The sequence below is a fragment of the Neobacillus sp. DFD-2R genome (genome assembly GCF_057747865.1).
Window position 1 is genome coordinate 1010161 of the sequence record NZ_CM173228.1, and the last position, 26560, is coordinate 1036720.

General features: G+C 31.5%; 25 protein-coding genes. 23 read left to right on the plus strand and 2 right to left on the minus strand.

Features of this window, described 5'->3' with window-relative positions; all coding sequences use genetic code 11:
• The first annotated feature begins 21 nt into the window (after positions 1 to 21).
• From AC3ANV_RS04885 to AC3ANV_RS04970, 18 genes are all read left to right on the plus strand, one after another.
• A complete protein-coding gene (locus AC3ANV_RS04885; protein WP_488314140.1) occupies positions 22 to 1149 on the plus strand; it encodes a DegT/DnrJ/EryC1/StrS family aminotransferase in 1128 nt (375 codons plus the stop codon).
• A gap of 40 nt (positions 1150 to 1189) precedes the next feature.
• On the plus strand, positions 1190 to 1546 hold the full coding sequence (locus tag AC3ANV_RS04890) for a helix-turn-helix domain-containing protein (RefSeq protein ID WP_488312546.1): 357 nt from the start codon (positions 1190 to 1192) through the stop codon (positions 1544 to 1546).
• Between the two features lie 10 nt (positions 1547 to 1556).
• Entirely contained in the window at positions 1557 to 2294 is a 738-nt protein-coding gene (locus tag AC3ANV_RS04895) for a glycosyltransferase family 32 protein (protein WP_488314141.1), read from the plus strand.
• A gap of 29 nt (positions 2295 to 2323) precedes the next feature.
• Complete coding sequence (locus tag AC3ANV_RS04900; RefSeq protein WP_488312547.1) at positions 2324 to 2953, plus strand: acyltransferase; 630 nt, start codon at positions 2324 to 2326, stop codon at positions 2951 to 2953.
• 35 nt (positions 2954 to 2988) lie between these two features.
• Positions 2989 to 4191 (plus strand): glycosyltransferase, encoded by a 1203-nt coding sequence (locus AC3ANV_RS04905; RefSeq protein ID WP_488314142.1) that lies wholly within the window; start codon positions 2989 to 2991, stop codon positions 4189 to 4191.
• An 18-nt stretch (positions 4192 to 4209) separates the two neighbouring features.
• Positions 4210 to 5238 (plus strand): glycosyltransferase, encoded by a 1029-nt coding sequence (locus tag AC3ANV_RS04910; RefSeq protein WP_488312548.1) that lies wholly within the window; start codon positions 4210 to 4212, stop codon positions 5236 to 5238.
• Between the two features lie 16 nt (positions 5239 to 5254).
• Complete coding sequence (locus AC3ANV_RS04915; RefSeq protein WP_488312549.1) at positions 5255 to 6415, plus strand: polysaccharide pyruvyl transferase family protein; 1161 nt, start codon at positions 5255 to 5257, stop codon at positions 6413 to 6415.
• Positions 6416 to 6428: 13 nt separating this feature from the next.
• Positions 6429 to 7628 carry a glycosyltransferase gene (locus tag AC3ANV_RS04920; protein ID WP_488312550.1) on the plus strand — a complete coding sequence of 400 codons (1200 nt, stop codon included), beginning with the start codon at positions 6429 to 6431 and terminating at the stop codon, positions 7626 to 7628.
• 4 nt (positions 7629 to 7632) lie between these two features.
• The gene (locus AC3ANV_RS04925) at positions 7633 to 8826 is read left to right on the plus strand and encodes a glycosyltransferase (protein WP_488312551.1); all 1194 of its coding nucleotides are present in this window, start codon (positions 7633 to 7635) and stop codon (positions 8824 to 8826) included.
• A gap of 73 nt (positions 8827 to 8899) precedes the next feature.
• Positions 8900 to 9460, plus strand: a complete 561-nt coding sequence (locus AC3ANV_RS04930; RefSeq protein WP_488312552.1) for an acyltransferase — start codon at positions 8900 to 8902, stop codon at positions 9458 to 9460.
• A gap of 39 nt (positions 9461 to 9499) precedes the next feature.
• Positions 9500 to 10711, plus strand: a complete 1212-nt coding sequence (locus tag AC3ANV_RS04935; protein ID WP_488312553.1) for a glycoside hydrolase family 88 protein — start codon at positions 9500 to 9502, stop codon at positions 10709 to 10711.
• A 13-nt stretch (positions 10712 to 10724) separates the two neighbouring features.
• Positions 10725 to 11687, plus strand: coding sequence for a glucosamine inositolphosphorylceramide transferase family protein (locus AC3ANV_RS04940; RefSeq protein ID WP_488312554.1), 963 nt, complete (start codon positions 10725 to 10727; stop codon positions 11685 to 11687).
• A 40-nt stretch (positions 11688 to 11727) separates the two neighbouring features.
• On the plus strand, positions 11728 to 12606 hold the full coding sequence (locus AC3ANV_RS04945; RefSeq protein ID WP_488312555.1) for a glycosyltransferase family 2 protein: 879 nt from the start codon (positions 11728 to 11730) through the stop codon (positions 12604 to 12606).
• Between the two features lie 73 nt (positions 12607 to 12679).
• Entirely contained in the window at positions 12680 to 13006 is a 327-nt protein-coding gene (locus AC3ANV_RS04950; protein WP_488312556.1) for an acyltransferase family protein, read from the plus strand.
• A gap of 143 nt (positions 13007 to 13149) precedes the next feature.
• Positions 13150 to 13788, plus strand: a complete 639-nt coding sequence (locus tag AC3ANV_RS04955; RefSeq protein ID WP_488312557.1) for an acyltransferase family protein — start codon at positions 13150 to 13152, stop codon at positions 13786 to 13788.
• A gap of 194 nt (positions 13789 to 13982) precedes the next feature.
• Positions 13983 to 14984, plus strand: coding sequence for a glycosyltransferase (locus AC3ANV_RS04960; protein WP_488312558.1), 1002 nt, complete (start codon positions 13983 to 13985; stop codon positions 14982 to 14984).
• An 83-nt stretch (positions 14985 to 15067) separates the two neighbouring features.
• On the plus strand, positions 15068 to 15988 hold the full coding sequence (locus AC3ANV_RS04965) for an SP_1767 family glycosyltransferase (RefSeq protein ID WP_488312559.1): 921 nt from the start codon (positions 15068 to 15070) through the stop codon (positions 15986 to 15988).
• 128 nt (positions 15989 to 16116) lie between these two features.
• Positions 16117 to 17676 carry a lipopolysaccharide biosynthesis protein gene (locus AC3ANV_RS04970; protein ID WP_488312560.1) on the plus strand — a complete coding sequence of 520 codons (1560 nt, stop codon included), beginning with the start codon at positions 16117 to 16119 and terminating at the stop codon, positions 17674 to 17676.
• A gap of 173 nt (positions 17677 to 17849) precedes the next feature.
• Here the strand turns inward: AC3ANV_RS04970 and AC3ANV_RS04975 are convergent, their stop codons facing one another.
• Both AC3ANV_RS04975 and AC3ANV_RS04980 read right to left on the minus strand, forming a co-directional pair.
• Positions 17850 to 20171, minus strand: coding sequence for a right-handed parallel beta-helix repeat-containing protein (locus tag AC3ANV_RS04975; protein ID WP_488312561.1), 2322 nt, complete (start codon positions 20169 to 20171; stop codon positions 17850 to 17852).
• Positions 20172 to 20440: 269 nt separating this feature from the next.
• A complete protein-coding gene (locus AC3ANV_RS04980) occupies positions 20441 to 22561 on the minus strand; it encodes a right-handed parallel beta-helix repeat-containing protein (protein WP_488312562.1) in 2121 nt (706 codons plus the stop codon).
• A 324-nt stretch (positions 22562 to 22885) separates the two neighbouring features.
• On the opposite strand from AC3ANV_RS04980, the gene AC3ANV_RS04985 reads away from it, so the two are divergent.
• From AC3ANV_RS04985 to AC3ANV_RS05005, 5 genes are all read left to right on the plus strand, one after another.
• Positions 22886 to 23137 (plus strand): hypothetical protein, encoded by a 252-nt coding sequence (locus AC3ANV_RS04985; protein ID WP_488312563.1) that lies wholly within the window; start codon positions 22886 to 22888, stop codon positions 23135 to 23137.
• 87 nt (positions 23138 to 23224) lie between these two features.
• On the plus strand, positions 23225 to 24010 hold the full coding sequence (locus AC3ANV_RS04990; protein WP_488312564.1) for a hypothetical protein: 786 nt from the start codon (positions 23225 to 23227) through the stop codon (positions 24008 to 24010).
• A complete protein-coding gene (locus tag AC3ANV_RS04995) occupies positions 24010 to 24285 on the plus strand; it encodes a PqqD family protein (RefSeq protein WP_488312565.1) in 276 nt (91 codons plus the stop codon). The genes AC3ANV_RS04990 and AC3ANV_RS04995 overlap by 1 nt, the downstream gene beginning before the upstream one ends.
• The gene (locus tag AC3ANV_RS05000) at positions 24272 to 24721 is read left to right on the plus strand and encodes a S24/S26 family peptidase (RefSeq protein ID WP_488312566.1); all 450 of its coding nucleotides are present in this window, start codon (positions 24272 to 24274) and stop codon (positions 24719 to 24721) included. Before AC3ANV_RS04995 ends, AC3ANV_RS05000 begins: the two co-directional genes overlap by 14 nt.
• A gap of 20 nt (positions 24722 to 24741) precedes the next feature.
• Positions 24742 to 26550: an ABC transporter ATP-binding protein gene (locus AC3ANV_RS05005; RefSeq protein WP_488312567.1), complete on the plus strand. Its 1809-nt coding sequence runs from the start codon at positions 24742 to 24744 to the stop codon at positions 26548 to 26550.
• Positions 26551 to 26560 lie beyond the last annotated feature (10 nt).

Sequence of the window (26560 nt, forward strand, 5' to 3'; positions counted from 1 at the left end):
ATTTTCCTTTCATCACCACATATGAGTGGAAATGAAATCAACTATATTAATGAAGCATTTGCAACAAATTGGATTGCTCCATTAGGACCCAATGTAGATGCTTTTGAAAGAGAGATTGCCCATTATGTAGAAGTCAAGGAAGCGGCAGCAGTTAATTCGGGAACTGCAGCGATTCACTTGGCTCTTTCTTTATTAGACGTAAAAAAAGGTGATAGGGTTTTTTGTTCGAGTCTTACTTTTGTTGCTAGTGCTAACCCAATTATTTATCAAGAGGCAGAGCCAGTTTTTATCGATTCTGAGCCTGATACATGGAATATGTCACCAGAAGCATTAGAAAGAGCATTTATAGAAGCTTCTAATGAAGGTAAACTGCCAAAAGCAGTTATTGTGGTTAATTTGTATGGCCAAAGTGCAAAGATAGAAGAAATTCTAACCATTTGTAATCATTATCAGGTTCCGATTATCGAAGACGCAGCGGAATCTCTCGGCTCTACATACAAGGGTAAAGCAAGTGGAACCTTTGGAAAGTTTGGTATCTATTCCTTTAATGGGAACAAGATTATCACCACTTCTGGTGGGGGCATGCTCATTTCCAATGAAATTGAGGCCTTAAGAAAAGCTAGATTTTTGGCTACTCAAGCAAGGGACCCAGCGCCACATTATCAGCATAGTAAAATTGGATTTAATTATCGGATGAGTAATGTTCTGGCTGGAATTGGAAGAGCACAATTAGAAGTATTAGATGAAAGGGTGGAAGCGAGAAGGGCAATCTTTAATTGGTACTTTCAAGAATTAGCTCAATTACCTGGTATTTCGTTTATGCCCGAATTAGCCAATACACGATCAAATCGTTGGCTAACTGCCCTTACCATTAATGAAGAGGAAACAGGTGTTTCAGTCAAGGAATTGTTAAATGTCTTAGCTAAAGAAAATATCGAGGCACGTCCAGTATGGAAACCACTTCACTTGCAGCCACTCTTCCAAGGGCTTCGTTACTATCCTCATAGTGAAAATAAGAGTGTTTCTGAACATTTATTTGAACATGGTATTTGTTTACCATCGGGGTCGAATATGACGGTGGAAGACCAATTGAGAGTTATTAATTGTATTAAGCAAATGGTAGGAAAGAGGATAAAGAAAAGTATCTAATTTTTTGAAAATATTAGAACTAAAAACGGGGTATGTGTTGATGATTGGGGCTAAAATTTATGAAATTCGTAAGATGAGGGGATATACCTTATCTGGTCTCGCAGAGAAGGCAGGTATCTCTAAGTCATACTTAAGTAATATTGAGAGAAATATAAATAAAAATCCATCGATTCAGGTAATAATAAAGATTTCAAGTGTGTTAGATGTTGACTTAGACGTACTATTAAAATATGAACAAATTTTTGAAGAACAAATGCCTGATAAAGAATTAATTGATTTAGCAAATGAACTAAAGGAATCTGGGATTGAAAAGGAACAATTCCAAGATTATAAAACATTGATTCAATTTATCAAATGGCAGAATCAAAACTTGCAAGGAAAAAATAAAGTTGACTGAGGAATCTGAGATGAAAAATAAAACTAACAAGATTCCAAGAATCATTCATTACTGTTGGTTTGGAGGCAAAGAGAAACCAGACTTAGTAAAGAGATGTATTGAGACTTGGAAAAGGAACTTATCAGATTACAGAATTGTTGAATGGAATGAAACAAACTTTGATATAGCAGCAAATTCATATGTGAAAGAAGCGTATGAATCAAGAAAGTTTGCATTTGTCAGTGATTATGTCCGAGTGTTTGCACTCTATAACTTTGGTGGTATTTATCTAGATACGGATGTAGAGGTTTTTAAATCATTTGACAAATTGCTGCATCATACTTCTTTTTGGGGGTTTGAACAAGAAAACTATATTGCTACCAGCACTATTGGGGCTGAAAAAGGAAATAGGTTAATTAAGCTATTCTTAGATTCTTATAAGGATAAAAAGTTCATTCAAGAGGATGGGACATATAATGATTTAACAAATGTAGCAATGATAAGTGAAATACTAAAGGATTTTGGACTTAAACTAAATGGACAATATCAAGAAATCACTGATATGGGTGTTTTTTACCCTCAGACATATTTTTCACCATATGATTATATCAATTGTCGAAAATTTCTTTCCCAAAACACCTATACGCTACATCATTTTTATAAAAGTTGGCTTCCTCCTAAAGCTAAATTTAAAGGCCAATTAAAATTACTTTTATCAAAAATAATAGGCGGAAACAATATCGCTAGGTTAAGAAAAATAAATCGATAAAATAAAATCCATAAGGAGAAATATTGATTATGGGTATGGTTAAAAAGATAGTTATAGTACTAGCTACGGAATGTAATAAAAGAGGAGTTTATTTAACAATTATAATGAATTTATCCCATTTGATCGGAGTCTTAAGAGGTTTTTTCTTTAAACTTATTTATTTTAAGAATATTAAGTCATCCATTTTTTCACTCCAGGCGAACAGTTGTATAGAGATTTTTAATAAAAAAGCAAGAATCAATATCGGAAAATTTGTTTTTGTTAGAAAAAATGCGAGCATTCGTATCGATTTTAACGGAGAACTGAATATAGCCGATAATGTTTTCATAAATGATAATTGTAATATAAATTGCGTAAAACGAATAACGATTGGAAAAAACACAAAAATTGCACCAAATGTTTGTATAAATGACCATGATCACAATTATAAGAATTCTTCTGAGGATCACCTTGTGAGAGGTGAGGTAACGATTGGAGAAAATGTCTGGGTTGGATCAAATGTAGTGATATTAAAGGATACCCACATTGGAGATAATGTTGTCATTGCTGCAGGAAGTGTTGTAAAAGGAGTTATCCCTGCTAATACATTATTTGTCAATAAAAGAGAGAATGAATTTATACAATTTAAAAGTAAAAATAAGGTGATTAATATTAAATAGGTGAATATTACCCCTTTTTAGAGCGAGGATGAATGATGAAAAAGAATATTTTAATTTCAGTATACAATATGGAAATTGGTGGAATTGAAAGAAGTTTAATAAACATGTTAGAAAGCTTTGATTATGAAAAATTTAATGTTGATTTATTTATCTTTCATCATGAAGGTGACTTCATGCGTTTAGTTCCAAAATCTGTGAATATCTTACCTGAAATTGAAAGCTACACTGTGTTTCGAAAATCAATTTCCCAATGCTTAAAAGAGGGGCAGTTTTCCTTATCATTGGTTAGAGTCCTATCAAAGTATGTAGCAGGGCTAAAAGCTAAAAGTAGAAAATTAGAAGAGGGCTCTGGATATATTCAAATGCAGCTCACTCTAAAATACGCTTCTCTATTCTTACCAAAGCTAGACAAAGAATATGATGTAGCAATCAGTTACGCTTGGCCGCATGATATTCTGGCCAAAAAGGTGAAAGCAAAAACAAAAATTGCTTGGGTTCATACCGATTATAGCAAGTTGGAAATAGATAATAAGCTGGACTTAAGTGTTTGGAGTCAATTTAATTACATTGCATCGGTTTCCGAAGCATGTACAAATTCGTTTTTAAAAATGTACCCATCTTTAAAAACGAAACTTTTAGTTATTGAAAATCTGACTTCACCTAATTTTATAAAGAATATGGCTTATCAAGAAGAAGTTCCATTAAATAGCGGAAGGAATCATACATTTAATATTGTTTCTGTAGGAAGATTGTCTTACGTAAAGGGTTTTGATCTGGGTATAGAAGCACTGAAATCCTTACATGATAAAGGATTAACTAATATTAAATGGTACGTTGTTGGATATGGTGGATATGAAAAGGAATTAAAAGAATTGATAAATAAATATAATTTAGGTAACAGCTTCATTCTATTAGGTAAAAAAACAAATCCGTATCCATATATCAAAGATTGTGATTTATATGTACAGCCGTCGAGATATGAAGGGAAAGCAGTAACGGTTTCAGAAGCAAAAATATTAGGAAAACCTATTCTTATCACAAATTACCCAACCGCAGCCAGTCAAATTGAAAATGGAGTAGAGGGAATCATTTGTGATTTAAGTATTCCAGGCCTAGCTAATAGCATAGAGAGATTTTATTATAATCAAGAATTAAGAAATTCATTGGTTAACAATATAAGAGATAAGGATTATAGCAATAGTTATGAATTAGATAAGCTTTATAAAATCATTAGTTAGTCCAGGGAGTGATTTGATATGAGTGTAAAAGTAAGTGTAATTGTACCTGTCTTTAATGCAGAAAAATATATAACTCAATGTATCGAATCACTATTAGCACAAACACTTGATGAGTGTGAATTTATTTTTATAAATGATGGTTCATCAGATAATAGTGCAAATATTATTAAGGAATATCAAAGGTCTGATCACCGAATAAAATTATTAGACCAAAAAAACCAAGGTGTAAGTATTGCAAGAAATAGTGGGCTTCGTATTGCTACTGGGGAATATATTGGTTTTGTTGATGCTGACGATTTTGTTGAAGAAGACATGTTTAAAATATTATACAATATCGCAATAAAAAATGAATGTAATGTAGTCGTATCTAACTTTCAAAGTGAAATGAATGGACGAAAAGTAACATCAATCTTACCTTTTCAAAAGGATGTTAAATTAAAGGAAGATTATATTAAACAGGAAATTCTTCCTAACTTTTTAAAATCAGATTGTTTAAATGCAATTTGGAATAAAATTTATAAAACAAAAATAATCAAAGAAATGAATTTAGTATTCCCCAAAAATATTGCACTAGGGGAAGATATGCTTTTTAATATAAGATTTTTTAGCTATGCAAGAAATGTCTATTTTATAAACTACAGCGGTTATCACTACAAGGAGGTTGATGGGAGTGCAACTAGAAATATTTCAAAAAAAGATTATTTTCAAAGAGCACTAGAGGTATACAATATGGACATTCCAGAAATTAACAAAGTTGTTTCTGACAAAAATTTGGTAAAGAAACTAAAGTCAATAAAATTAATCAATAGTGTAATTTCTTTTATACATATCTATTTTTCCCCATGCAAAGAAGTGAATTTTAGAAAAAGGTTTAATTACGTAAAGAATATGATTAGAAATAAAGAAGTAACAGAAGCCTTACAAAATTATAATGAACTTTTTGAAAATAGAGGAAGATATGAAAAACTAATAATGAATATGATTAAAAGAAAATTTACTTTTGGACTGTATTTTGCAACTTCTTATAGTAGATTTAGAAATAAGTAAACCAGGAGGGATTTAAATGAAAATTATGATGTTTTTACATGCAGGAAGCTTAAATCGTGGTTGCGAAGCAATAGTTCGTTCATCCACAAGCTTGATAAAGGAAAAGATAAATAATGCACAGGTTTATTTATCCTCAGGAAGACCAGAAACAGATAGAGTTATCCCAAAATTAGACGCGATATTTGATGGATCTGATTCCAAATTAAAAAGTTATTCATATGATTGGTTCATATCTTCATTTAAGGTGAAGTTTTTTAATGATGAATCATACGCGTTAGGAAAAATTCATAAAAACATTATAAAACATATAAAAGATGTAGATGTTTGTTTATCTATTGGAGGTGACAATTATTGTTATGGAGAACAACCTGGATGGTATGAGGTTGATAGAAGAATAAAGGGCCAAGGGAAAAAGTTAGTTTTATGGGGATGCTCAATTGGTGAGGAAGACCTGTCTGATAGAAAAATGGAAGATTTAGAGTTATTCGATTTAATATTAGCTCGTGAAACTCTTACTTATAACTTATTAAAAAGTAAAGGAATAAAAAATATCAAATTAGTTGCTGATCCCGCATTTACAATGGAAAAGGAAGAGTTGGCATTGCCAAAAGGATGGCAAGAGGGAAATACTGTTGGACTGAATTTTAGTCCACTTGTTTGGAAAAGAAATATGGAATCTCAAGCAGCAATAAGAGAACTAATTAATTATATTTTAAATACTACCGACATGACGATTGCCTTTACCCCTCATGTTATTGATGAAGGGAATAATGATTACGAGGTTTTATATGAATATTATAAAGAATTTAAGAATACGGGAAGGGTTCTCATCTTACCAGATCATTTAAATGCCGTTCAATACAAAGGCTATATTGGTAGGATGAGATTTTTTATTGGTGCCAGAACTCATGCAACAATAGCTGCTTACTCTAATTATGTACCAACAATGGTTTTAGGATACAGCATTAAGTCCAGAGGAATTGCAAAGGATATATTTGGTGAAGAAAAGTTAGTTTTGGGTATCAGAGAAATTTCCGATAGTCAAAAATTAATAACAAATTTTGACCAAATGGTTCGTGATGAAAAAATAATAAAACAACAATTACAGGGGTCTATTCCTAATATTAAGAAAAAATCGCTTAAGGCAGTAGAGTATTTGAAAGATCTAGTTGGATAAGGCGAGGTTCATTATGAAGAAGAAAAATTTATTATTTGTAATTCCTAGCTTGACTGCTGGTGGAGGGGAAAAAAGTTTAGTCAATCTTTTACTTCAAATTGATTACTCTAAATATAATGTTGACCTATGTTTATTTAGTAAAAAAGGGATCTTTATAAACTCCTTACCAGTCGATGTAAATGTACTAGATTTAACAAATGACTATAAAACTTTTTCTAAAAAATTTAATAGTTCAGTATATGCCTTTTTTATTAACAAACAATTTAAATTAGCTTTAAGTAGAATAATGTTTACTTTTACAAACAAAGTGCGAAGAAATAAAGCAGTTTCAGAACAATTAAATTGGAAATATGTTGGTGAAACTTTCGTCTGTTTAAATAAAGAATATGATGCAGCAATTGGATACTTAGAGAAGTCTTCTATCTATTATGTGGTCGACAAAGTGAAATCTAAAAAGAAAATTGGCTGGATTCATACTAATTATTCAGATTCTGGAATGAATAAACACTTTGATGAGCCATATTTTAAACAATTAAACTATATTGTTACTGTATCGGAACAATGTGCAAAATCTTTAAAAGAAAACTTTATAAATTTAAAGAATAAGGTTAGAGTAATTTATAATATTGTATCACCAGAAATTATTTATCAATTATCAAATAAGGATGAATTAGAGGGATTTTCCTACGAGCACGATTCTATTTATATTGTTACTTTAGCAAGATTAAGTGAGGAAAAAGGCATTGATCTTGCAATAGGGACGTGCAAAATATTGCTGAAAAAGGGATATAAAGTAAAATGGTTGGTGGTTGGGGATGGAAAAGAACGGATGAATCTCCAAAAAATGATTGAAGAAAATGGTATTAGTGATCATTTTAAATTATTAGGAGTTAAAGAAAATCCATATCCATTTTTAAAAAGAGCTGACATCTATGTCCAACCTTCTAGATATGAGGGTAAATCAATTGCCTTAGATGAGGCAAAAATACTTTGTAAACCCATAGTAGTAACAAACTTTGAAACGGCAAAAGACCAAATAAGTCATGAAGAAGATGGACTTATTGTAAATATGAATATAGAGGGATTATTTATTGGAATTGAAAAACTAATTAATAACAATGAACTAAAGGAAAGACTAATGTTAAATTTATCACATCAAAAGTTAGGAACCGAAGAAGAAGTAAATAAATTATATGGGATATTAAACGAGTGATAATATGAAAAAACAAATATTATTTATATCAAATAATTTAAATTGTGGCGGGGCTGAAAAAGCTATCATCTCTCTTTTGGAATCAATTGATTACTCGAAATATAATGTAGACTTATTTCTTTTTAAACATGAAGGCATATTCATGAATAAGATTCCCAAAAAAGTGAATTTATTGCCTGAACCGACAAATTATAAATATTTTGACATGCCAATAAAAAAATCTCTAAAGGAGTTAGTTTCGAAAGGAAATATTAAAGTAGCATTAAATAGAATGAGATTGGGATATTTAGCCAAAATGGAAAAAAATAGTTCAATAGTTGAGCAAAGATTATGGAAGCATCTTTCGAACTCTTTAGATGGGATTAAAAAGGAATATGATGTAGCAATTGGTTTTCAAGAAAAAAGTCCAATTTATTTTTGTGTAGATAAGGTAAAGGCTAAAAAGAAAATCGGTTGGATTCATACTGATTATGATAAATTAGGAATCAACCAAGAAAAAGATCGATTTTATTTTAACAACCTGGATTTTTTAGTGACTGTTTCAGATGATTTAGTAAACAAACTTAAAGAAATTTTTCCTGACATTGATGGGAAAATACGGTGTATCCATAATATTATTTCAACTAATATGATAAAAAAAATGTCTTTAGAGGTAGTTGATATAAAAAAAACTTCCGATTATATTACTTCTATTATATCCGTTGGAAGATTAGCTAAAGAAAAAGGATTAGATATATCATTAGATGCAATTGAAATCCTAATTAAAAAAGGCTATCTTGTTAACTGGTATTTAATTGGCGAAGGAAATATAAGAGGGGAATTAGAAAGAGGCATAAGGGCAAAGAAACTAGAGGGGAAAGTAGTCTTAATGGGACTAAAGGAAAATCCGTATCCCTACATTAAGCAGTCAGACATATATATACAAACCTCAAGATTTGAAGGTAAATCTATTTCCATTGAAGAAGCTAAAGTATTGGCAAAGCCAATCCTTATCACGAACTTTGATACTTCAAGCAATCATATAATCGATGGCAAAAATGGCGTAATATCTAATATGGATTCTTTATCAGTAGCAAACAATCTTGAAAAATTAATTAATGATAAAGGGTTAAGGAATAAGTTAATTAACAACTTGCAAGAAGAATATTACGGAACTGAGGACGAAATTAAAAAATTATATCAGCTTATTGAATGCTAAAAAATTAGAATGCCTTTTCTCAGTCACTCTCTATGAGTGATTTTTTATTGTCGGCGAAAGTTGGTGAATGTTCATGATTGATCGATTTATAAAGTTTCTTATGATACGTCTCGGTAAAACAACTCCCGAAGATCTTACAGTAAAAGCATGCATAGAAAAAGGAATGAAAGTAGGCAGAAACTGTCATGGATTAACTGGTTGCACGATAGATTATGCACATTGCTGGTTGATAGAAATAGGTGATAATGTAACGTTTGCTCCACAAGTTTATTTACTTGCCCATGACGCCAGTACCAAAAGATATCTCGACTACACTAAAATCGCAAAAATTATAATTGAGGATAACGTATTTATTGGGGCAAGGGCTTTAATAATGCCCGGTATTACTATTGGAAAAAATGCAGTAATAGCAGCAGGCAGTATAGTCACTAAATCAATCCCAGAGGGATCTATAGTTGGTGGAAATCCTGCGAGGATTATAGGAAAAACAAAAGATTATATCGAAAAACATAATATAAAATTAAAAACTTCACCTATATATGATTGGAGCTGGACTTTAGGCGGAGGTATTACAATGGATATGGCGAATAAAATGTCAGATGATTTGAGAAGCTCCATTGGATATGTAAAATAAAGATTTAATTTAGATTAATGAAAGGAAATAACTAAAATCATGATTTTACAAGCCTTGATTGCAATAATAATTATTATTTTACTCCTAATTATATTCATTGATTTAATTCCGATTTTAAATGATTGGATATCACGTGTGCACATTGGGAGATATGATGATGTGTCAAAGTGGAATAGGGCTATTATCCCAAAAGGCACAGTATGGTTAAAAAATACTCCTAAAATCAAAGTTACGGATAATACCAGATTAATTTTTATTGATATGTTAAAAGGAAATTATTCAAAAAGCACAATTCAACATTGGCAAGAGGGATCATTGCTTTTAGGGTTAAACGAATATTTAAAATCAGAAACAGATGAAAAAGTGAAAAATGAAATATTAGATTACCTGGATTTAAAATTTAACTCCAATGGTGATTGGATCGATAAGCCAAAGCATATTGATTCAGTACTACTTGCTTATGCGGTCATGAAGTTAGATTTCATAGATAAAAATAAATATAAAAAAGCCTTTGATTACACGTGGGAACTAATAAAAGATCATATAGGAATAGATGGAACGGTTGAATACAGAAAGTCAATGAAAACCTACCGATATGTTGATACGATTGGTTTTATCTGCCCATTCCTAGTTAGATACGGTATTGAATATAACAAAAATGAATGCATTGAATTAGCAATAAAACAGATAAATGAATATGTACAATTTGGATTGTTAGAAAATTATTTCATCCCATGCCATACCTATGAAATAAAGAATAAAGCTCCTATAGGTTTGTATGGATGGGGCAGAGGTCTTGGATGGTTTGCAATAGGCCTTATAGACGCATGGAACGATCTGCCAAAAAATCATAATTGTAAATTTAAACTAGAGGATTGTGTTAAAAGGTTTGCAAAAGCTGCTATGGAATTTCAACAGGAAGATGGAAGTTGGAACTGGACGGTTACTCGAAATGAATCAAGACCAGATTCCTCCGCAACAGCTACCCTAGGATGGTTTATGTTGAATGCAGCAAGGATTAATGAAATTTCAAAAGAATGTTTTGACAGTACTGATAAAGCTATAAAATTCTTAATGGGTGTTACCAGAAGAAGTGGAGCTGTTGATTTTTCTCAAGGAGACACGAAAGACATAGGAGTTTATTCCATGAATTTTAATATACTCCCTTTTACACAAGGTTTTTGCATTAGAGTTATAAATTTATATGGAATTATTTTAAAGGAACATAAAAAATTCCGTTCAATATCTTAGGAGTGACCAAAAGGTGAGTATTCTAAAAAAAGAAATAGATTTAGCGATATGGTCAATAAAAGTGTTTAATTCTAACTTAATATCCTCGGAAAAACCAAATGAGTGTGTTTTTAATTCCCCTTCAATTAAAGCAGATGATGTTTCGGATGTCCCTGCTGAATTTGTTGCGGATCCGTTTATGGTCACACATAACAAAAAGATCTATTTATTTTTTGAGGTTCTTAATAAACGAACGGAACGTGGAGAAATTGGCTTAGCGATAAGTTCTAACGGTGAAAAATGGGAATATCAAAAGATTGTTTTAAAAGAAAAATATCATTTGTCTTATCCCCATGTTTTTATTCATAATGATGAATTTTATATGATTCCAGAATCTTCGGAAGCCGATCAAGTTTTTTTATATAAAGCCAAAAATTTTCCGTATGAGTGGGAAAAGGTAAGTGGATTAGTTAAGGGAAAATATATAGATCCAACGGTATTTTATTATAGTGGAAAATGGTGGATGTTTGTTGGTACGCCAAATGGAGATTTACATCTCTTTCATTCGGATAAAATTGAGGGGACCTGGTTAAAACATTCTTTAAGCCCTTTAATATCAAATAACAATAAGATTTCTAGGCCAGCTGGCAGGGTCATCATTAATAAAGATACTATCTATAGATTTACTCAAGATAGTGAACCCTATTACGGTAAACAGGTAAGATCTTTTAAAATTAATAAACTCTCAGAATACGAGTATCAAGAAGAGGAAATTTCTATCATCTTAAATGGTTCAGATAAGAAAGATGACTGGAGAAAAGATGGAATACACCATATAGATCAACTAGAGATGAATGATAACCAATGGCTAATAGCAGTTGATGGTCATGTGTTTAAAAAACAAAATTATTTAAAATGGAAATTAGGATCCCTTTTAAGGGCCCCTTTACCAAATATTTATAGGTTTATTAAGAATAGAAAAAAAGTGAGTGTATAAAGAATTTGGAAATTTCATTTAAATAAAGGAGTTAGGTACTATGAAAATTACAGTTTTTACTCCGACTTTTAATAGAGCATATATAATAGAAAACTTGTATAGATCCTTACAAAAACAAACCTTTACAGATTTTGAATGGTTAGTAGTTGACGATGGATCAACGGATAATACTAATAAATTGTTTAATTCCTGGTTAAAGGAATGTAATAAATTTCCGATTAGATATTATAAAGTAGAAAATGGGGGAAAACATAGGGCGATTAATAGGGCTACGGATTTAGCAGCAGGAGAAATGTTTTTTATTGTTGATTCTGATGATTATTTAACTGACAACGCCTTAGAAAATATTGTGAAATGGGAAAGTACACTAGAGAATAAAGAGGAATTTTGTGGTGTATCAGGAAATAGAGGAAAAAATAAAAATGACTTCTGGGGAACAACTTTTGACGGGGAATTTATAGATGCAACTTCACTTGAACGGAACAAAAAAAATATTACAGGTGATAAGGCAGAGATCTTTTATACCAATATACTAAAAAGATATAAATTTGCTGAATTTGACGGGGAAAAATTTATAACGGAAGCAACAGTATGGAACCGAATGGCTGCGGATGGCTACAAAATCAGATGGTTTAATAAAACCATTTATATTAGCAATTATCTTGAAGATGGTTTAACAAAAAATATGGAAACAATTTTTGCAAAAAACCCCAAAGGTACAGCCTATTATATAAAACAACAAATTAAATTTGATAATTGCAATCTTAGAGGGAAATTATCCTATTATAATTTATATTTTAAATTTGTTAAGAGTAAATTAGGAATTAGGCTAGCAGCTAAACACCTGGAAATTAAAACGATAATACTATTTTCCGCGGTCTTTTTTGTTAATTGTAAAAAACTTATTACTGGGAAATGATTTTTCATGTTCAAAATAGAATAATTGCTTCCTATTATCATAATATTAAGGTTCGAAAATTAAGGGGGTTAAAATGTTAACCAGGTATAACGAGCTGGATTCACTAAGGGACATTGCAGCTTTAATGGTTTTAAATGTGTATTTTTTGGAACTATTTCCATATTTAGATGGTCCCATTATGAACTCTAAAGCTGGAGATGCTTTTTCTTTTATGTGGAATGGACATGCAGCTGTGATTATGTTTTTTTTATTGAGTGGGTTTGTTTTATTTTTACCTATTTATAAGACTGGACAGATATCTTATTCAGGATATATTATTAAAAGGGTTTTTAGGATTTACATTCCTTTACATATTAATTATCTTAATAGCTGTTTTATTAAAAACAATGCTTCAATCTAAAACTGGAAATATTCCAGGGTTGGTAAACTGGGCATTATGGAATAATAAAACTTCTTTTAATACAATTATGAACCACATATTTTTTTTTAGGAGAATATGATGCTAATACATTCGTTATGGTAATTTGGTCATTAGTTCATGAAATGAGAATCTCTATTATCTTACCTTTTGTTGTATTATTATTGATTCGAATTAATTGGAAATATAGTATTATTTTTGCCTTCATATTATCGGGTGTTAGTTTTTTCTTTATAAAGCACTTTCCAACAGAGTTCAATACAACTGTTTCAACAAATTATTTTATTACCTTACATTATACTTCTATTTTTATTGTAGGATCATTGCTTGCTAAGTATAGAGATTATCTTACAAGAAAAGTTTTAAATTTAAAATTTTTATTAATCTTGATTTGCTTTTCTATTTTATTTTTCAACTATCCTCAAATACCTTTTATGATTCTTGCCAAATTTGACGGAAATATGGATTATTTATTATACAGTATTTTGATTGATTGGTTTATAGTCTTTGGTGCAGGGTTAATTATTTTATTAGCTTTAAGTTTAAAGTTTTTTTCAAAAACTTTATCATGGAAACCTGTCCGTTTCTTGGGAGAAATTTCATATAGTCTTTTTTTAGTTCATCCTGTTGTATTGTTCACAATGGTTCGATTTTTGTATTTTGCATTGCCAGTACCTTTAATCATATTAATTTCATTGTTATTGTCATTATTAATTGCAAGGATCTGTTTTGTTTATATAGAGAAACCTTCAATTGAACTATGAAAATATTTAACATTAAAAGGAAACTCTTTAATGAATTTTAAACTCCATCTTAATAATAGCAGGAGTTTTTTTAATATAAAAAAATAGATTAGAAAGTATCTATGGATATTTATATATTTTTGTAAACAATTAAATCTTTGTCTATAAATCGAAACTATTTTCTGAAAGTAATATATCCTTGGAAGGAGATAAAAATGATAAATAAGAATCCTTCAATTTCTGTAGTCTTGCCAATCTATAATGTTGAAAAATATTTGAAAAGAAGCATAACAACTATATTAGAACAACCTTTTTCTGATTTTGAACTAATTCTTGTGAATGATGGTTCTTCAGATAACAGTGGTGAAATATGTAATCATTTTGCAAATTATGAAAAAAGAATAACGGTTATTCATAAAGATAACGGAGGACCAAGTAGTGCCAGAAATGCCGGAATAAAGATTGCTAAAGGTAAGTATATTGTATTTATTGATGCTGATGATCAAATTTGTGTAGATTATTTTACAAAACTATACGAAATCGCAGAACAAAAAGAATGTGATGCTGTTATTAGTGGATATAAGACCATACCTAATAATAATGAGGTTTCTCCTATGTTTAAATTAAATACTATTATGAATGGAGTTGAATTTGTATTAAGTTCAAAAAAACTACATTTCAATAATGATCTTTGCTTTGCATGGAGGAATATATATAAATTAAGTTTAATAAAAGAAAAAAATATTCAATTTAATGAGCAAATTTTTATTGGGGAGGATACTATTTTTAATTTAGAGTTTTTCTTGGAATCGAAAAGACTTTATGCTATATCCGACATCCTTTATCTTTACACTGTAAATAATCCAAAGAGTTTGATGAAGACTGATTATAAACCACACTTGGAAAGTAACTTAGTACTTCAATACAAAATAAAAAAACAATTATCACAAAAATTTGGACTACTAAAGCATAAACATTTTAAAAAAGATATGGCAAATTACAATATAAATAATATATATAGACTTATGTTAAATAATCTAAAGAATCGTAAAAATAAGGAAATTAAAAATGAGTTGAAAAGGATTGTTAATTATCCAATGATTAAAGAAAGTTTAAAAGAAATTGGACCTTTTTACCCATGTAGTAATATTAAAGAATATTTATATTATTTATCGCTTATATTTAAATTTTATCCCCTATTATTAAAAGATGTTTAGTGAAAATATTTCTCATTTTATTTAATTGGAAATTTTCGGTATTTGATTTTCAACTAAAACAATAAAAAGAGGAGTTTTGAAAAGTGATAAAAGTAAAAAAAATATTGGTTATTCTATGGAATAAATTTGTTGACATTAGAAATAAAATGATGAATCAAACAATAATAATTAGAGATTACATTATAAGGAATATATATAAAGCTCCATTAATTAAATCTATTGATGATACATTAGAGGAAATAATTAATAAAAAAGCATCCATATGTAGATACGGAGATGGTGAATTTAAATTAATAAAAAATGAAAGTATTACTTTCCAAAAGGCAAATTTATTATTATCCAGAAGATTAAAAGAAATATTAGTTAATCCAGAAGATAACTTTTTAGTCTGTTTGCCTGAAGTTTTTAAAGATTTATCTGAATTAGCAGATGAACCAAGATCCTATTGGCTTTTACATATTGCAAAGAATAGATTAGCCTGGTACCAACTTTTGGATAAAAAAAAATTTTATTATAATTCCTTTATTTCAAGGTTTTATTATCCTTTTAAAGATAAATCAAATTGTGGTATATGGTTATCAAAACTAAAGTTGTTATGGGAAGGAAAAGAAATAGTAATAATAGAGGGAAATAAAAGTAGATTAGGAGTAGGAAATGATTTATTTGATAATGCAATTTCTATAGAAAGAATCTTAGTTCCAGAAGAAGATGCCTTTTTTCAATATAATCAAATCCTCGAAGAAGCGAAAAAAAGTGATAAATCAAAGCTAATATTATTGGCAATAGGCCCTACTGCAACCATTCTTGCTTATGACCTTTATAAACTTGGATATCAGGCAATAGATATTGGACATGTAGACATTGAATACGAATGGTATTTAAGAAAAGCTAAAAATAAAATTAAGATTGATAATAAATATGTATGTGAAGCAGGTGCAGGTATAGGTGTTGGAGATATAAAAGATAAAAAATATTTAAGTCAAATAAGAGCAAAAATTATTTAAACCATTTTTCTAAATTGGATTAAACAGCTTAACACGATACAATACTTCAATGTATGAGTATCTTTTTTTATTTTTAACCAGAAAACTTTAAGTTCTGAGTAATTAATTCCTATTGTAGGGAGAAAAAAATGAGAGTAAAAAATTCTATTTTAAATGTAACAGCAGGTATAGGAAGCCAGATTATTATTACGTTATTGGGCTTTATTTCAAGAAGTGTGTTCGTTAATTATTTAGGCGCGGAATACTTAGGGGTTAATGGCCTTTTTTCTAATATTCTTGGAATGCTTTCCTTGGCAGAGGGAGGAATTGGAGCAGCTATTATTTATAATCTTTATAAGCCGGTAGCAGAAGGTAATGAGGAAAAAATTAATGCTCTTATGAATTTTTATAAAAAAGCATATATTGCAATCGCTGTAGTTGTTTTATTACTTGGTTTGATATTACTCCCATTTATAGGGTACTTTATAAAAGATTCTCAAATAAATAATTTAAGTTTAATATACATTATTTTCTTGATAAATACTGCCTCGTCATACTTGTTTTCATACAAAATTTCGTTTTTAAATGTATGTCAAAAAGGATATGTTGTCACTAGCGTGTATTCAATTTCTTCTATTATAGCTACCTGCATTAAAATGGGAATTTTATACCTTACAAAAAATTATATTTTATATTTAATCGTAGATATATTAATTACAATAACAACCTCTACCTTTTTATCTTTTATAGCTAATAAAATGTTCCCGCTTTTAAAAAATAAACTCTCAGGGAGTCTGGATAAAGTAACAAAAGATAATATTGTGAAAAATGTAAAAGCTCTCATTTTACATAATATTGGTGGTTATGCTGTTTTTGGTACTGATAATATGGTAATAGCTACATTTGTTAGTATCAAAGCAGTTGGTTTATATTCAAATTATTATATGTTAATTAATATTTGTAGAACTTTTATAAACCAATTTTTCGATAATATTACATATAGTGTAGGCAACCTAGTAGCTGAAGAAAGTGAAGAAAAAATATTTACCATCTTTAATGTTACAATGCTGGTGAATTTTTGGGTCTACTCATTTTTTACAATATTTTTGTCTATTATTTTGGAACCATTTATTACTTTCTGGTTAGGTGCAAACTTTCTTATGGGTAAAGGCGTACTGTTGATTCTAATGATCAACTTTTTTGTTTCAGGCATGCGAAGGTCCATCTCCATGGTTAAAACTACTTCAGGAATATTTCATGATGACAGATATGCTCCTTTTTTAGAAGCTATTATAAATCTTGGTGCCTCCATTTTTTTGGTTAAGTACTTTGGAATTGCAGGTGTTTTTTTAGGAACGTTAATAAGTACATTATCCGTACCATTTTGGATTGCTCCTTATTTAGTTTATAAACAAGTATTTAAAAAACCGGTAAGTCTTTATTATTTGAAATATACTTACTTTGTTGTCATTGGATTATTCAACTATTTTACAACTAATTTTCTTTGTGATTTATTTTTAACAAATAGAGGGTTTATTTCTCTTGTTATAAAGGGATTGATTTGTCTATTGATACCAAACATTTTATATACAATTATTTTTTACCGCACCAATGAGTTTAAATATTTACATGGGATTTTTATGGGTATTTTGGAGAAAATCTTCGGAAGAAATAAATTTGGAAAGAGTAAATTACCTGTCGGTCAATAATTAATTCTATAGTAATTTATAAATATTTCAGGGACCTAATTGAAATGTTACTTTTAAAATATTGTGTTAAGAAAATTATAAAATAAGAAATGTCGGAAAAAGGACGACATTTCTTGTTTTTAATTAATTTTTTTTGTTAACTTTTATTTAGTTGTCTACTGAAAATATTTATTCTATAATTTTGTGATTGTGACACCAATTGGGATATTTACTGAGTATTGAATAGTAATTGAATTTAAATCATTAATCAACACATTTGGGTATATAATTTGCGATTGTGGTGAAAGACACAATACATATGGGTCTATAGTATTCAAATTATGAGTAATTGTTACTGAATATTGAGCACCTTCAGGTTGTAGTGTAACAATTTGCTTGAATTTGTAATCTGGATCATAGCCAATATATACTCCGGGATCTTGAGCAGGAAGATTTATATTAATAAATTTGTTATCTGCGGATATGAAATTTTTAATCTGTGTTTTATTACTATAGTAATTAAGTTGAAGTGGGGCCGTTCCTTTGTATTCAATAATGCACTTTTTAAGGATTAACTGGTTAACTGCTAATCCGCTTCCTGATTTGAGAAGATAGGAGAAATTAGAATTGTTTATTACAATGTAACACCTTTCTGCTTTAAAAGTGGTATATAATCTGTTTGTGTCAGAGGAAAATATGCTGGTTAATGTATTTACTGTAATTTCACAATCCTCTAAAGATATAAATGGATTTTGATTATCAATATTAGTAATTCCAACTAATACTGTGGTATCTATCAACTTTGATTTTGAAACCGTCACAAATCGAGCTTTACCATTGAATAAATGATTTCTAATGACACTGTTAGTAAAAATACACATGTGATATAAAACTTTTTCAGATTGAGTTAGATAGTTGAGGGATTGAGTACGAACCATAACATTTTCAAAAGAACATCCTTCAAACTGATAGACAGTAGAAGTAAACTCAGTTAGAGAAGTTGCTTTAAACGTACAACTCTCGATTTTGGTTGCCTGGATATTAGGTGCGGAAGAAGTGGGTACGGTGAAACTAATATGATTATTGATAAACCTGCAACTGTCACCAGTAACAATTAATGTGGGGTTAACAAAGTCATTTTTAGCTAGTAGAATTTCATAAGTAGTGTTATTAATATTTGTCGTGCCGCCATGAAAACTGTTTCCTAAAATCTTGACATTGGCAGCATCAAAATTTGAAGTCATAAGACCTATATTGTTTTGACAGTTGTAAATAAAATTGCCCTTTATTGTTGCATCCAACAAAGAGTACAGATTAATAGCTATATTATCAATATTATAAATGTGGTTATTTTCGATTTGAATAGAATAGCATCCGACCAATATCCCATGATAACTGCCATAAATGAGATTATTTCTAATTACACAGTTATCTCCATATGAATCTTCCTGATTAATCGAATATCTTGTTGGGTCATTAAAAATAGGCTTTCCATCTAGGAACCTCACCAAACCCTTACCATTATCTCTAATGACATTATGCTGGATGATATTATAACTTCCTCCTAAAGAAATACCCCCCCGGTGCCCATTATATATTTCATTGAATTCTACAACGTTATGATGTGGTATGCTTCCCCATCTTATTGTTATTTGCATATATTTAGAGGGATTTGTTTCGTTATAAAATAACAATCTAAACTTTGTTGCTCCTACAGGTACTGATATGTCAGTATATATTTTTCTTTTTTTCATAGCGCCAATAAAGTTGTTATTTTGACCATAGAAAAATATATCAAAATCCTTTGATACAAGATTTGTAAGTCGAGAATATCCTGCACCAGTTACCATAATGGAGTTATATTTCAAATCTTGAGGTAGGTCAATAAACCGTGTAATGACTGTATTAGTAGATGCAACTGGCTGGCCTGTTGAATAGTCTAATGCATTCAACGTAAGTCCTTGATTAAATTCCGCATAACCTGCAATGGAATCACTGGTAAAAGTAATATTATCACCCATATAATCTCTAACAACGCAGTTTTTAACAGAACTATAGCTTGTACCTTTTGAAATTACGATACCATAACTGCTTTCTACAGCAACTTCTGTAGGATTTGAAAAGCTCCTATCATCTCTACAACCAATAATAGTTCCATTAATAAGGTAAGCATTCGTTACATTATCAAAAACGATGCTGTTCCCTACAAAGTTGTAATAATCGGTAGTTGTTCGAATATCAAACGGTGATTTTCTATCAGAATCATAAATTACTTTTAAAGTTGAACCATTTAAGTTAAATATCATGTTACTAACCAATTTTATTTCTCTTGGATAACATAGGGCATATTGGCCTTTAGGTAAAATTACACCGTCATACCCGTTGCTATAGGCATACTGTATGGCATTATTAATCCCTTGAATATTTGCATCTGCCATATAAAAATTTGCATCTGTATAAGGTTTTGTAGGTAAGCCTTGTTTTATATTCCATTTATCAAGTTCGATAAGATACATCTTTTTACACTTCCTTTCGATTTAATCTTAGATTTGTCATTATGGTCTGAGACAATTTTAATTATTTTATTTTTAAAATCCCATAATGGTGGGTCAAATTATAATATGTTTTAGAATTTTTTATGGTTGGACAAGTTTACTAGATTTTTTATATTGGATATAGCGAGTGAGTAAAAAAATTTCTTGATCTTGTAATTTGCTACGAGTACTAAAATCATTATAAATAAATACTAAGAGCCCTTCTCAACTAAGAAAGGGCTCTTGTTTCTTTAATGGAGTTTATTGTTTCGATTAATATCATTTGCTTTTAATTCCAAATTCTCATTAAAAATCTTATTATTTTTAATCAAAAATGAAGGAGAATGTTTACCTACAAAAATCGTAGAGATACCAACGGCTTCTTTGTCTTCAGATCTTAATGTATTTCCTTCTATTGTTAAATTTGAAACGCTAAAAATACTATTCTTTTTCCAATAATCTCCCACTTGGATAATGGCAATTGTTTTGTAAGGAAATGTACCTGTTTCAATAGTGTTATTTTCAAGGCTGACTTTTTTACCTGCTTGTATGGAGACACCAGGACTGTTATTTCCTAATACTTTTATTGTTGAATTCTTAAGGGTGACACTGTCAGGCATTCCGTGCACTTTATTCGTTTCAAATCCACCTCTAAATGATGTGAATCTACAATGACTGAATTCGTAATGACCGGAATTGTTAACGGCCACTCCATATTTGCCTTCAGCCGCCTCAAATTCACAGTTACTGTAAGTACCCCTTGGTAATTGGGTCCGTTCATATCCGATTACTTTTAAGTTAACAAAGGTGCTTCCATCTGCTGCATTGCCACTAAAACTATCCAAGGCAGCCTGGCCAGTAATCGTAACATTTTTCAAATGTATTGGATTTCGATTTACTCCGAATTGAGTTTGTTCTCTCTTTGTGTTTTTGACAGTAATATTGGAAGCCTCAATGCCGAATGGAGTGGAGCTAGCCAAATTGACTAACGTATCTTTAAACTCCATACCATTTATTTTAATATTGTTTCCAAGGAAAGCAGCTAAACCACCTTCCATTTTATTTGATATAAAAGTTGCATCATTGTATGCGTAAATTCTTGCATCTTTAAATGTATTATTTTTAACCTCTGCATATTTGAAAGGTTCGGATATGGCAAGGCCGATCGACTTGGAAGAGAAAGAATTGTCTTCAACGGTGGCATTTTTGCCATCATATAAAATTAAGTCATAGGCTTGGTTGTTATAAAAAATATTTCCTTTGATTTTAATACGGTTATTTAAGTTATAACCAGCTTCAACATCAATTCCTGATTGAGGGGCCGTACCTCTCATATCGTGAATCTTGTTATTAAGGATAATAGTATCTTGCGCACCTCCAATTGTAATACCTTGGCGGCGATTAAACGCAAATTCAGAATTTTTGACTGTTACGTTTTTTGAAACGCCTTGCATCCAAAATTCGATATACACATTATTTGGAACAGAAGGCGTATTAAATACGGCATTGAAATAAGCAGCATTTTTGGGAATATGTATCAAGCCCCATCCAACCGGTTTGTTTTCTTCTTTTGAATCGACGCTCTTTATAAATGTCCCATCTGATTTGTAAAAGTAAGCAGTATAGTCTTTAATTGGCATATTTTGTTGGTGAAGGAATTGAAAAGTATTTTGAATCTCAAAATACCTGTCAGTTAGCGGAATCTTTTCCAACCTTATTTTTGAGGAGTCGTTTACAAGCTTTCCTTCAGTATTCACGGATCCAGGTATAAAACTCTTCGCATAAAATTCTTTGATGAGTTTACCCATAGAACCAATTGCTAAGCCATCCCCTGTAAAATGAGTGGATTTAATTCCCTCAATAGTTACATTACTTGCGCCGCTCGTAACAATCCCATATCCCCCTTCATGTGTTGATTTTACTGCTTTATAATCGTGTGTATCTTTGTCTCCTTCGTAGGTTCCACCTTTTAAGGTGACATTGTTTACCCCGGGTCCTACATAAAGAAGAACATAATCCTTGTTTCCATTTGTTTCCTTTTGAAAGACTGAATCTTTTCTTAATTCAAAGACCATATTGCTGACCATATTGATTTGTCCATCTTTTGAAATCAAATAAATCCCATCTGGAACAACAAATGTAGTGTAGCCTTGTTGATGAGCCCATTTCAAAGCATTATTCAATCCATTTGTTGTTTCCTCAGCATGTGTAGCATCGTTATAAATACCCCAGCGACTTAACTCTAATACATATTTGGAACTTATTTTTGTTTTTTCTGCATGAGCCTGGACAAGCGAGTTAGTAAAAGTAGCAGATACTAAGAAAATTAACAAAGAAAGCGTTATTGCAATTATAAAAAAATATTTTTTCATTATGTTCATCCTTTACTACTATTTCTTATAATTTAATCATGATATAATCCTGTCCAAATTGAACTAATGAAATAAGCTGTTTTAGGAAAATTTATTTTGTAAATCATCTAAGAATAGCAATCGATTGTATTTTCGAATTAAATAGATTTTTGTCGAAAACATGTTCTTTAAAAAGAATTAATTATGATCTATAATATTCAGGTAGAAGGGACAAAACTTTAATTTATGGCATTTGTTTATATATTAGAAAGAGGAAGTTTTATTTTTTTAGTTTTGTTGTTCGTTATAATGAACTTGGTGAAGGGTGGTTAAGGAGGTGAATTTATGATAAAAGAAAAAGTCTATTCCAAACCAACAGTCTTAAGCCATCAACCAATCCAATTTGAAACCAGACATAGCTGGAATCCTGGAAAAGGGAAAAATCCGGCATCACCAGGAAATGGTGGGATCCATTTCCCACACACTAACCCAAATCCACAACCATGTGGAGCAGGAACCCCTGGAAATGGGAATAAGAAAGGCAATGGAAATGGCAATATAGGAACTGGCCAGTGTAATCCAAAAGTAAATCCATAATTTCTTCACAAACGGGAGGGCAAATGGGAACATTTCCATTGCCTTCCCATCTACATAAATTTAATGACTTTTCCTTAGGAGGCCAATATGAAAGAGATCTACACCAAAATTGGCGACCACTTTATCCAAATAAATTGTGAAACAAAAAGCCTAAATCAAACGTTTTTAAAAAATTTCCATTCTTACAAAGGTGTTAAAATTCAGCAACCAGATCTCACTATCCAAATTAATGACGGATACGGTGTGCCTTTTACTGACTATGAAGTGCGAATCAACAAACAACCTAATAAAATTACCTACATCCGAGCTGATTATCTTATTGAGGTCGATTCGGACTATAAGTCTGCGACAATATCAGTTTTTAATGATTTCGCCTTAAAACACGCATTAATGAATTTATACAGTGCCTTCCTCGTCTATCAAAACTGGGGCCTGTTAATCCATTCTTCATGTGTCATTGAAAAGGGAATGGCCCATATTTTTGCCGGTCAATCGGGTGCAGGGAAATCGACGGCTGCAAAACTATCGTTTCCACGTCAACTTCTATCGGATGAAGCAACGCTTGTCAAAATTACTCCAGAAGGGGTAATGGTGTTTAATTCTCCATTCAGGAGTGAACTGGATGCAGATCGTTTTGAAGGAAACATCAAATTATCAAGCATACAGATCCTTAAACAATCCCTTCAAAATAAAAGAATCATAATACCAAAATCCGATTCTTTTATTCACTTAATGGATAAAGTCTTTTTCTGGCCGCATAGTCAAGAGGAGACGAAAACCATCATGAAATTATTGACGATGTTAGTGAAGAATGTACCTGTGTATGAACTCCATTTCCAAAAAAACAATACCTTTTGGGAGCTGATCTCTTGATGATGAAATATATTCAAACGGGAAATTATGATGCAACGGAACTGGATGGAGAATGGATTATACTCAACACCGATCAATTCACGGTAACGAAATTGAATGAAATGGGCGGGTTTTGTTGGTCCTTGCTTAATAAAGTCCAAACATCCGAAACTCTTGCCCAATCCGTGATAGAGAAATTTCCATCAAATGAAAATGCTGAACAGATAAGAATAGATATGGAAGAATTTCTGGCAAACCTTCAACAGTGCGGGCTGATTCAACATGTTAATGGATGAAAATACGTTAACCTTCCTTAAAAGAACAATAAACAAGGATGGCTGGTTGGAGCTTCCTGCTTATGGAAATAGTATGTTTCCTTTTATAAAACAAGGAAATATATGCCGATTTGTGCCTTGTGAACCATCCTTATTGAAACTAGGCGATGTCATCTTGTTTTATTCCCAAGCGGGTCAATTAATTGCCCATCGGCTTGTAAAGATAAAAACAATCCATAATCGCCCCATTTTTTTGTTTAAGGGTGATACAAACCTTGGTTTAGATCAACCGGTGGAGGAAGAGTGGATCATTGGAAAACTGGAGCACGTGCAAAAACGGGGCAAACAACTAACCCCGGAACATTTTATGGCAAATGTATGGGGGAAATTGATTCTTTCTTTTCCCATTCTATCAGGCATTCTTCGAAAACATTTAAATAGGAAGTTCCAATTTTAATAGTATGGAGTGTCCATAATATGAAAGAACAAGTCAAATCACTCATAAATCAATATTTTACGATGAAGGACATTCGCAGGGCCTTTTCTTTTGTATTGCCGTTCATCCTTAAGCAATGGAAGGCTTATTTGGCCATTCTTGTTTTACTAGGAGTGGACATTTACTTAACCATTGCCTTTGCGCGGTATTATGGAGAGATGACAGATGCAGCTCTTCATGGGGGGTATCACCAAATTTTATCCCTGATCCCATTTGGTGCTTTTCTTGTCCTTAGCAGTATCGCCTCCAATGTTTCTTATACCTATTTTAATACGATAGCAACCAACGCGGTGAAAATGGATTTAAAAAATCATTTATTTCACCATATTTTAAGGCTGCCGGCGGGATATGCCTCCAATCTTCGTTCAGGTGAATTGATGTCCCATTTTTCTAATGATATCCATGGTGCCGATGGGGTAATCGGAAGTAATCTGCTTAGTCTTATTCGACTTCCCATTATCTATATCGTCGTTTTTGTTTATTTGGTACATATCAATTTGACACTCTGTTTGGTCAGTCTTATTTTTGCGCCGATCGCGGCCATTGCGGGTGTCGTATTTGGATTATTGCTCCGGAAAAATGGGAGATCCATTCATCATCTGATAGGTGAGATTAACAGCCTTTTAAATGAGACCTTTCATGGATTTCAGGTCATTCGCTCCTTCACCCTTGAAAAGCTTCAATATAAAAAATACGCCCAACAAAATAAGGAATTGCTTCATTTAGAGCTCGAAAATGCCAAGCTGCAGAACTGGTATAATGCGGGCGGAGAAATAATCGGGACGATTACCTTTCTTGTCAACCTTTCTTTAGGTGCCATTTTCGTTTCAAAAAATGTTCTGACGGTAGGGGCGCTGTTAACATTTCTTAATTTAGTCAATCATCTTTTTTATCCAATCACAGGAATGGCAAGTATATGGGCCGGATTTCAACGATCGGTGGCAGCACTTGAAAGAGTACTCAATGTTCTCGAAAAACCAGCCGATTTTCATGAATTACCTTCGTTTACTCTGTCGTTGGATGTTGGCGGTTCCATCCAATTTCAAGACGTTACCTTTAGCTATGGTAACAATCATAATGTGTTCGAATCCTTTCATCTGGAGATTCCTGCAGGAAAAGTGGTTGCTTTAGTTGGGCCGAGTGGAGCAGGAAAAAGTACTTTATTTAACCTGTTGCAAGGATTTTATCAGCCGCAATCGGGTGTCATTCGGATCGCCGGAAAACCGATTCAGGAGCTTTCACCTTCCAAATTGCGAAGCTCCATCGCCCATGTTCCACAAGAAACATTTCTGTTTGCGGGAACCATTCGCGACAATCTCTTCATTGCCCGGCCAAATATTACTGAAAAAGAAATGGTCGAGGCAGCGATCAGTGCAGAAATTCATGATTTTATTCTGTCGCTCCCAAAAGGCTATGACACAGAGATAGGAGAAAACGGCATTAAGCTATCCGGCGGTCAGAAACAAAGAATGGCCATTGCCCGGGCCATATTAAAGGATGCTCCCATTCTGTTACTCGACGAAGCCACCTCTGCTTTAGATGGGGAGACCGAATATCACGTGAAGGAAGCATTAGAGGAATTGATGAAAGGTAGAACAACAATTGTGATCGCCCACCGTTTATCTACCGTTCAAAATGCGGATATCATTATGGTGATGAACGCAGGGAAAATTGTTCAACAAGGAACGCATGAAGAGTTAATCAAACAAAAAGGGTTATATCGAAACCTGAATGGAACATCCTTTAATAAAACTAAAGAGAGACCGTTAGCCTTAGTTTCTAAATCGTAAATGGAGGTGA

Excerpts from the sequence above, each read along its gene's own strand:
- AC3ANV_RS04885 (WP_488314140.1), top strand. The coding sequence starts at position 22 with ATGAGTGGAAATGAAATCAACTATATTAATGAAGCATTTGCAACAAAT.
- AC3ANV_RS04890 (WP_488312546.1), top strand. The coding sequence starts at position 1,190 with ATGATTGGGGCTAAAATTTATGAAATTCGTAAGATGAGGGGATATACC.
- AC3ANV_RS04895 (WP_488314141.1), top strand. The coding sequence starts at position 1,557 with ATGAAAAATAAAACTAACAAGATTCCAAGAATCATTCATTACTGTTGG.
- AC3ANV_RS04900 (WP_488312547.1), top strand. The coding sequence starts at position 2,324 with ATGGGTATGGTTAAAAAGATAGTTATAGTACTAGCTACGGAATGTAAT.
- AC3ANV_RS04905 (WP_488314142.1), top strand. The coding sequence starts at position 2,989 with ATGAAAAAGAATATTTTAATTTCAGTATACAATATGGAAATTGGTGGA.
- AC3ANV_RS04910 (WP_488312548.1), top strand. The coding sequence starts at position 4,210 with ATGAGTGTAAAAGTAAGTGTAATTGTACCTGTCTTTAATGCAGAAAAA.
- AC3ANV_RS04915 (WP_488312549.1), top strand. The coding sequence starts at position 5,255 with ATGAAAATTATGATGTTTTTACATGCAGGAAGCTTAAATCGTGGTTGC.
- AC3ANV_RS04920 (WP_488312550.1), top strand. The coding sequence starts at position 6,429 with ATGAAGAAGAAAAATTTATTATTTGTAATTCCTAGCTTGACTGCTGGT.
- AC3ANV_RS04925 (WP_488312551.1), top strand. The coding sequence starts at position 7,633 with ATGAAAAAACAAATATTATTTATATCAAATAATTTAAATTGTGGCGGG.
- AC3ANV_RS04930 (WP_488312552.1), top strand. The coding sequence starts at position 8,900 with ATGATTGATCGATTTATAAAGTTTCTTATGATACGTCTCGGTAAAACA.
- AC3ANV_RS04935 (WP_488312553.1), top strand. The coding sequence starts at position 9,500 with ATGATTTTACAAGCCTTGATTGCAATAATAATTATTATTTTACTCCTA.
- AC3ANV_RS04945 (WP_488312555.1), top strand. The coding sequence starts at position 11,728 with ATGAAAATTACAGTTTTTACTCCGACTTTTAATAGAGCATATATAATA.
- AC3ANV_RS04950 (WP_488312556.1), top strand. The coding sequence starts at position 12,680 with ATGTTAACCAGGTATAACGAGCTGGATTCACTAAGGGACATTGCAGCT.
- AC3ANV_RS04955 (WP_488312557.1), top strand. The coding sequence starts at position 13,150 with ATGAGAATCTCTATTATCTTACCTTTTGTTGTATTATTATTGATTCGA.
- AC3ANV_RS04960 (WP_488312558.1), top strand. The coding sequence starts at position 13,983 with ATGATAAATAAGAATCCTTCAATTTCTGTAGTCTTGCCAATCTATAAT.
- AC3ANV_RS04970 (WP_488312560.1), top strand. The coding sequence starts at position 16,117 with ATGAGAGTAAAAAATTCTATTTTAAATGTAACAGCAGGTATAGGAAGC.
- AC3ANV_RS04975 (WP_488312561.1), bottom strand. The coding sequence starts at position 20,171 with ATGTATCTTATCGAACTTGATAAATGGAATATAAAACAAGGCTTACCT.
- AC3ANV_RS04980 (WP_488312562.1), bottom strand. The coding sequence starts at position 22,561 with ATGAAAAAATATTTTTTTATAATTGCAATAACGCTTTCTTTGTTAATT.
- AC3ANV_RS04985 (WP_488312563.1), top strand. The coding sequence starts at position 22,886 with ATGATAAAAGAAAAAGTCTATTCCAAACCAACAGTCTTAAGCCATCAA.
- AC3ANV_RS04990 (WP_488312564.1), top strand. The coding sequence starts at position 23,225 with ATGAAAGAGATCTACACCAAAATTGGCGACCACTTTATCCAAATAAAT.
- AC3ANV_RS04995 (WP_488312565.1), top strand. The coding sequence starts at position 24,010 with ATGATGAAATATATTCAAACGGGAAATTATGATGCAACGGAACTGGAT.
- AC3ANV_RS05000 (WP_488312566.1), top strand. The coding sequence starts at position 24,272 with ATGTTAATGGATGAAAATACGTTAACCTTCCTTAAAAGAACAATAAAC.
- AC3ANV_RS05005 (WP_488312567.1), top strand. The coding sequence starts at position 24,742 with ATGAAAGAACAAGTCAAATCACTCATAAATCAATATTTTACGATGAAG.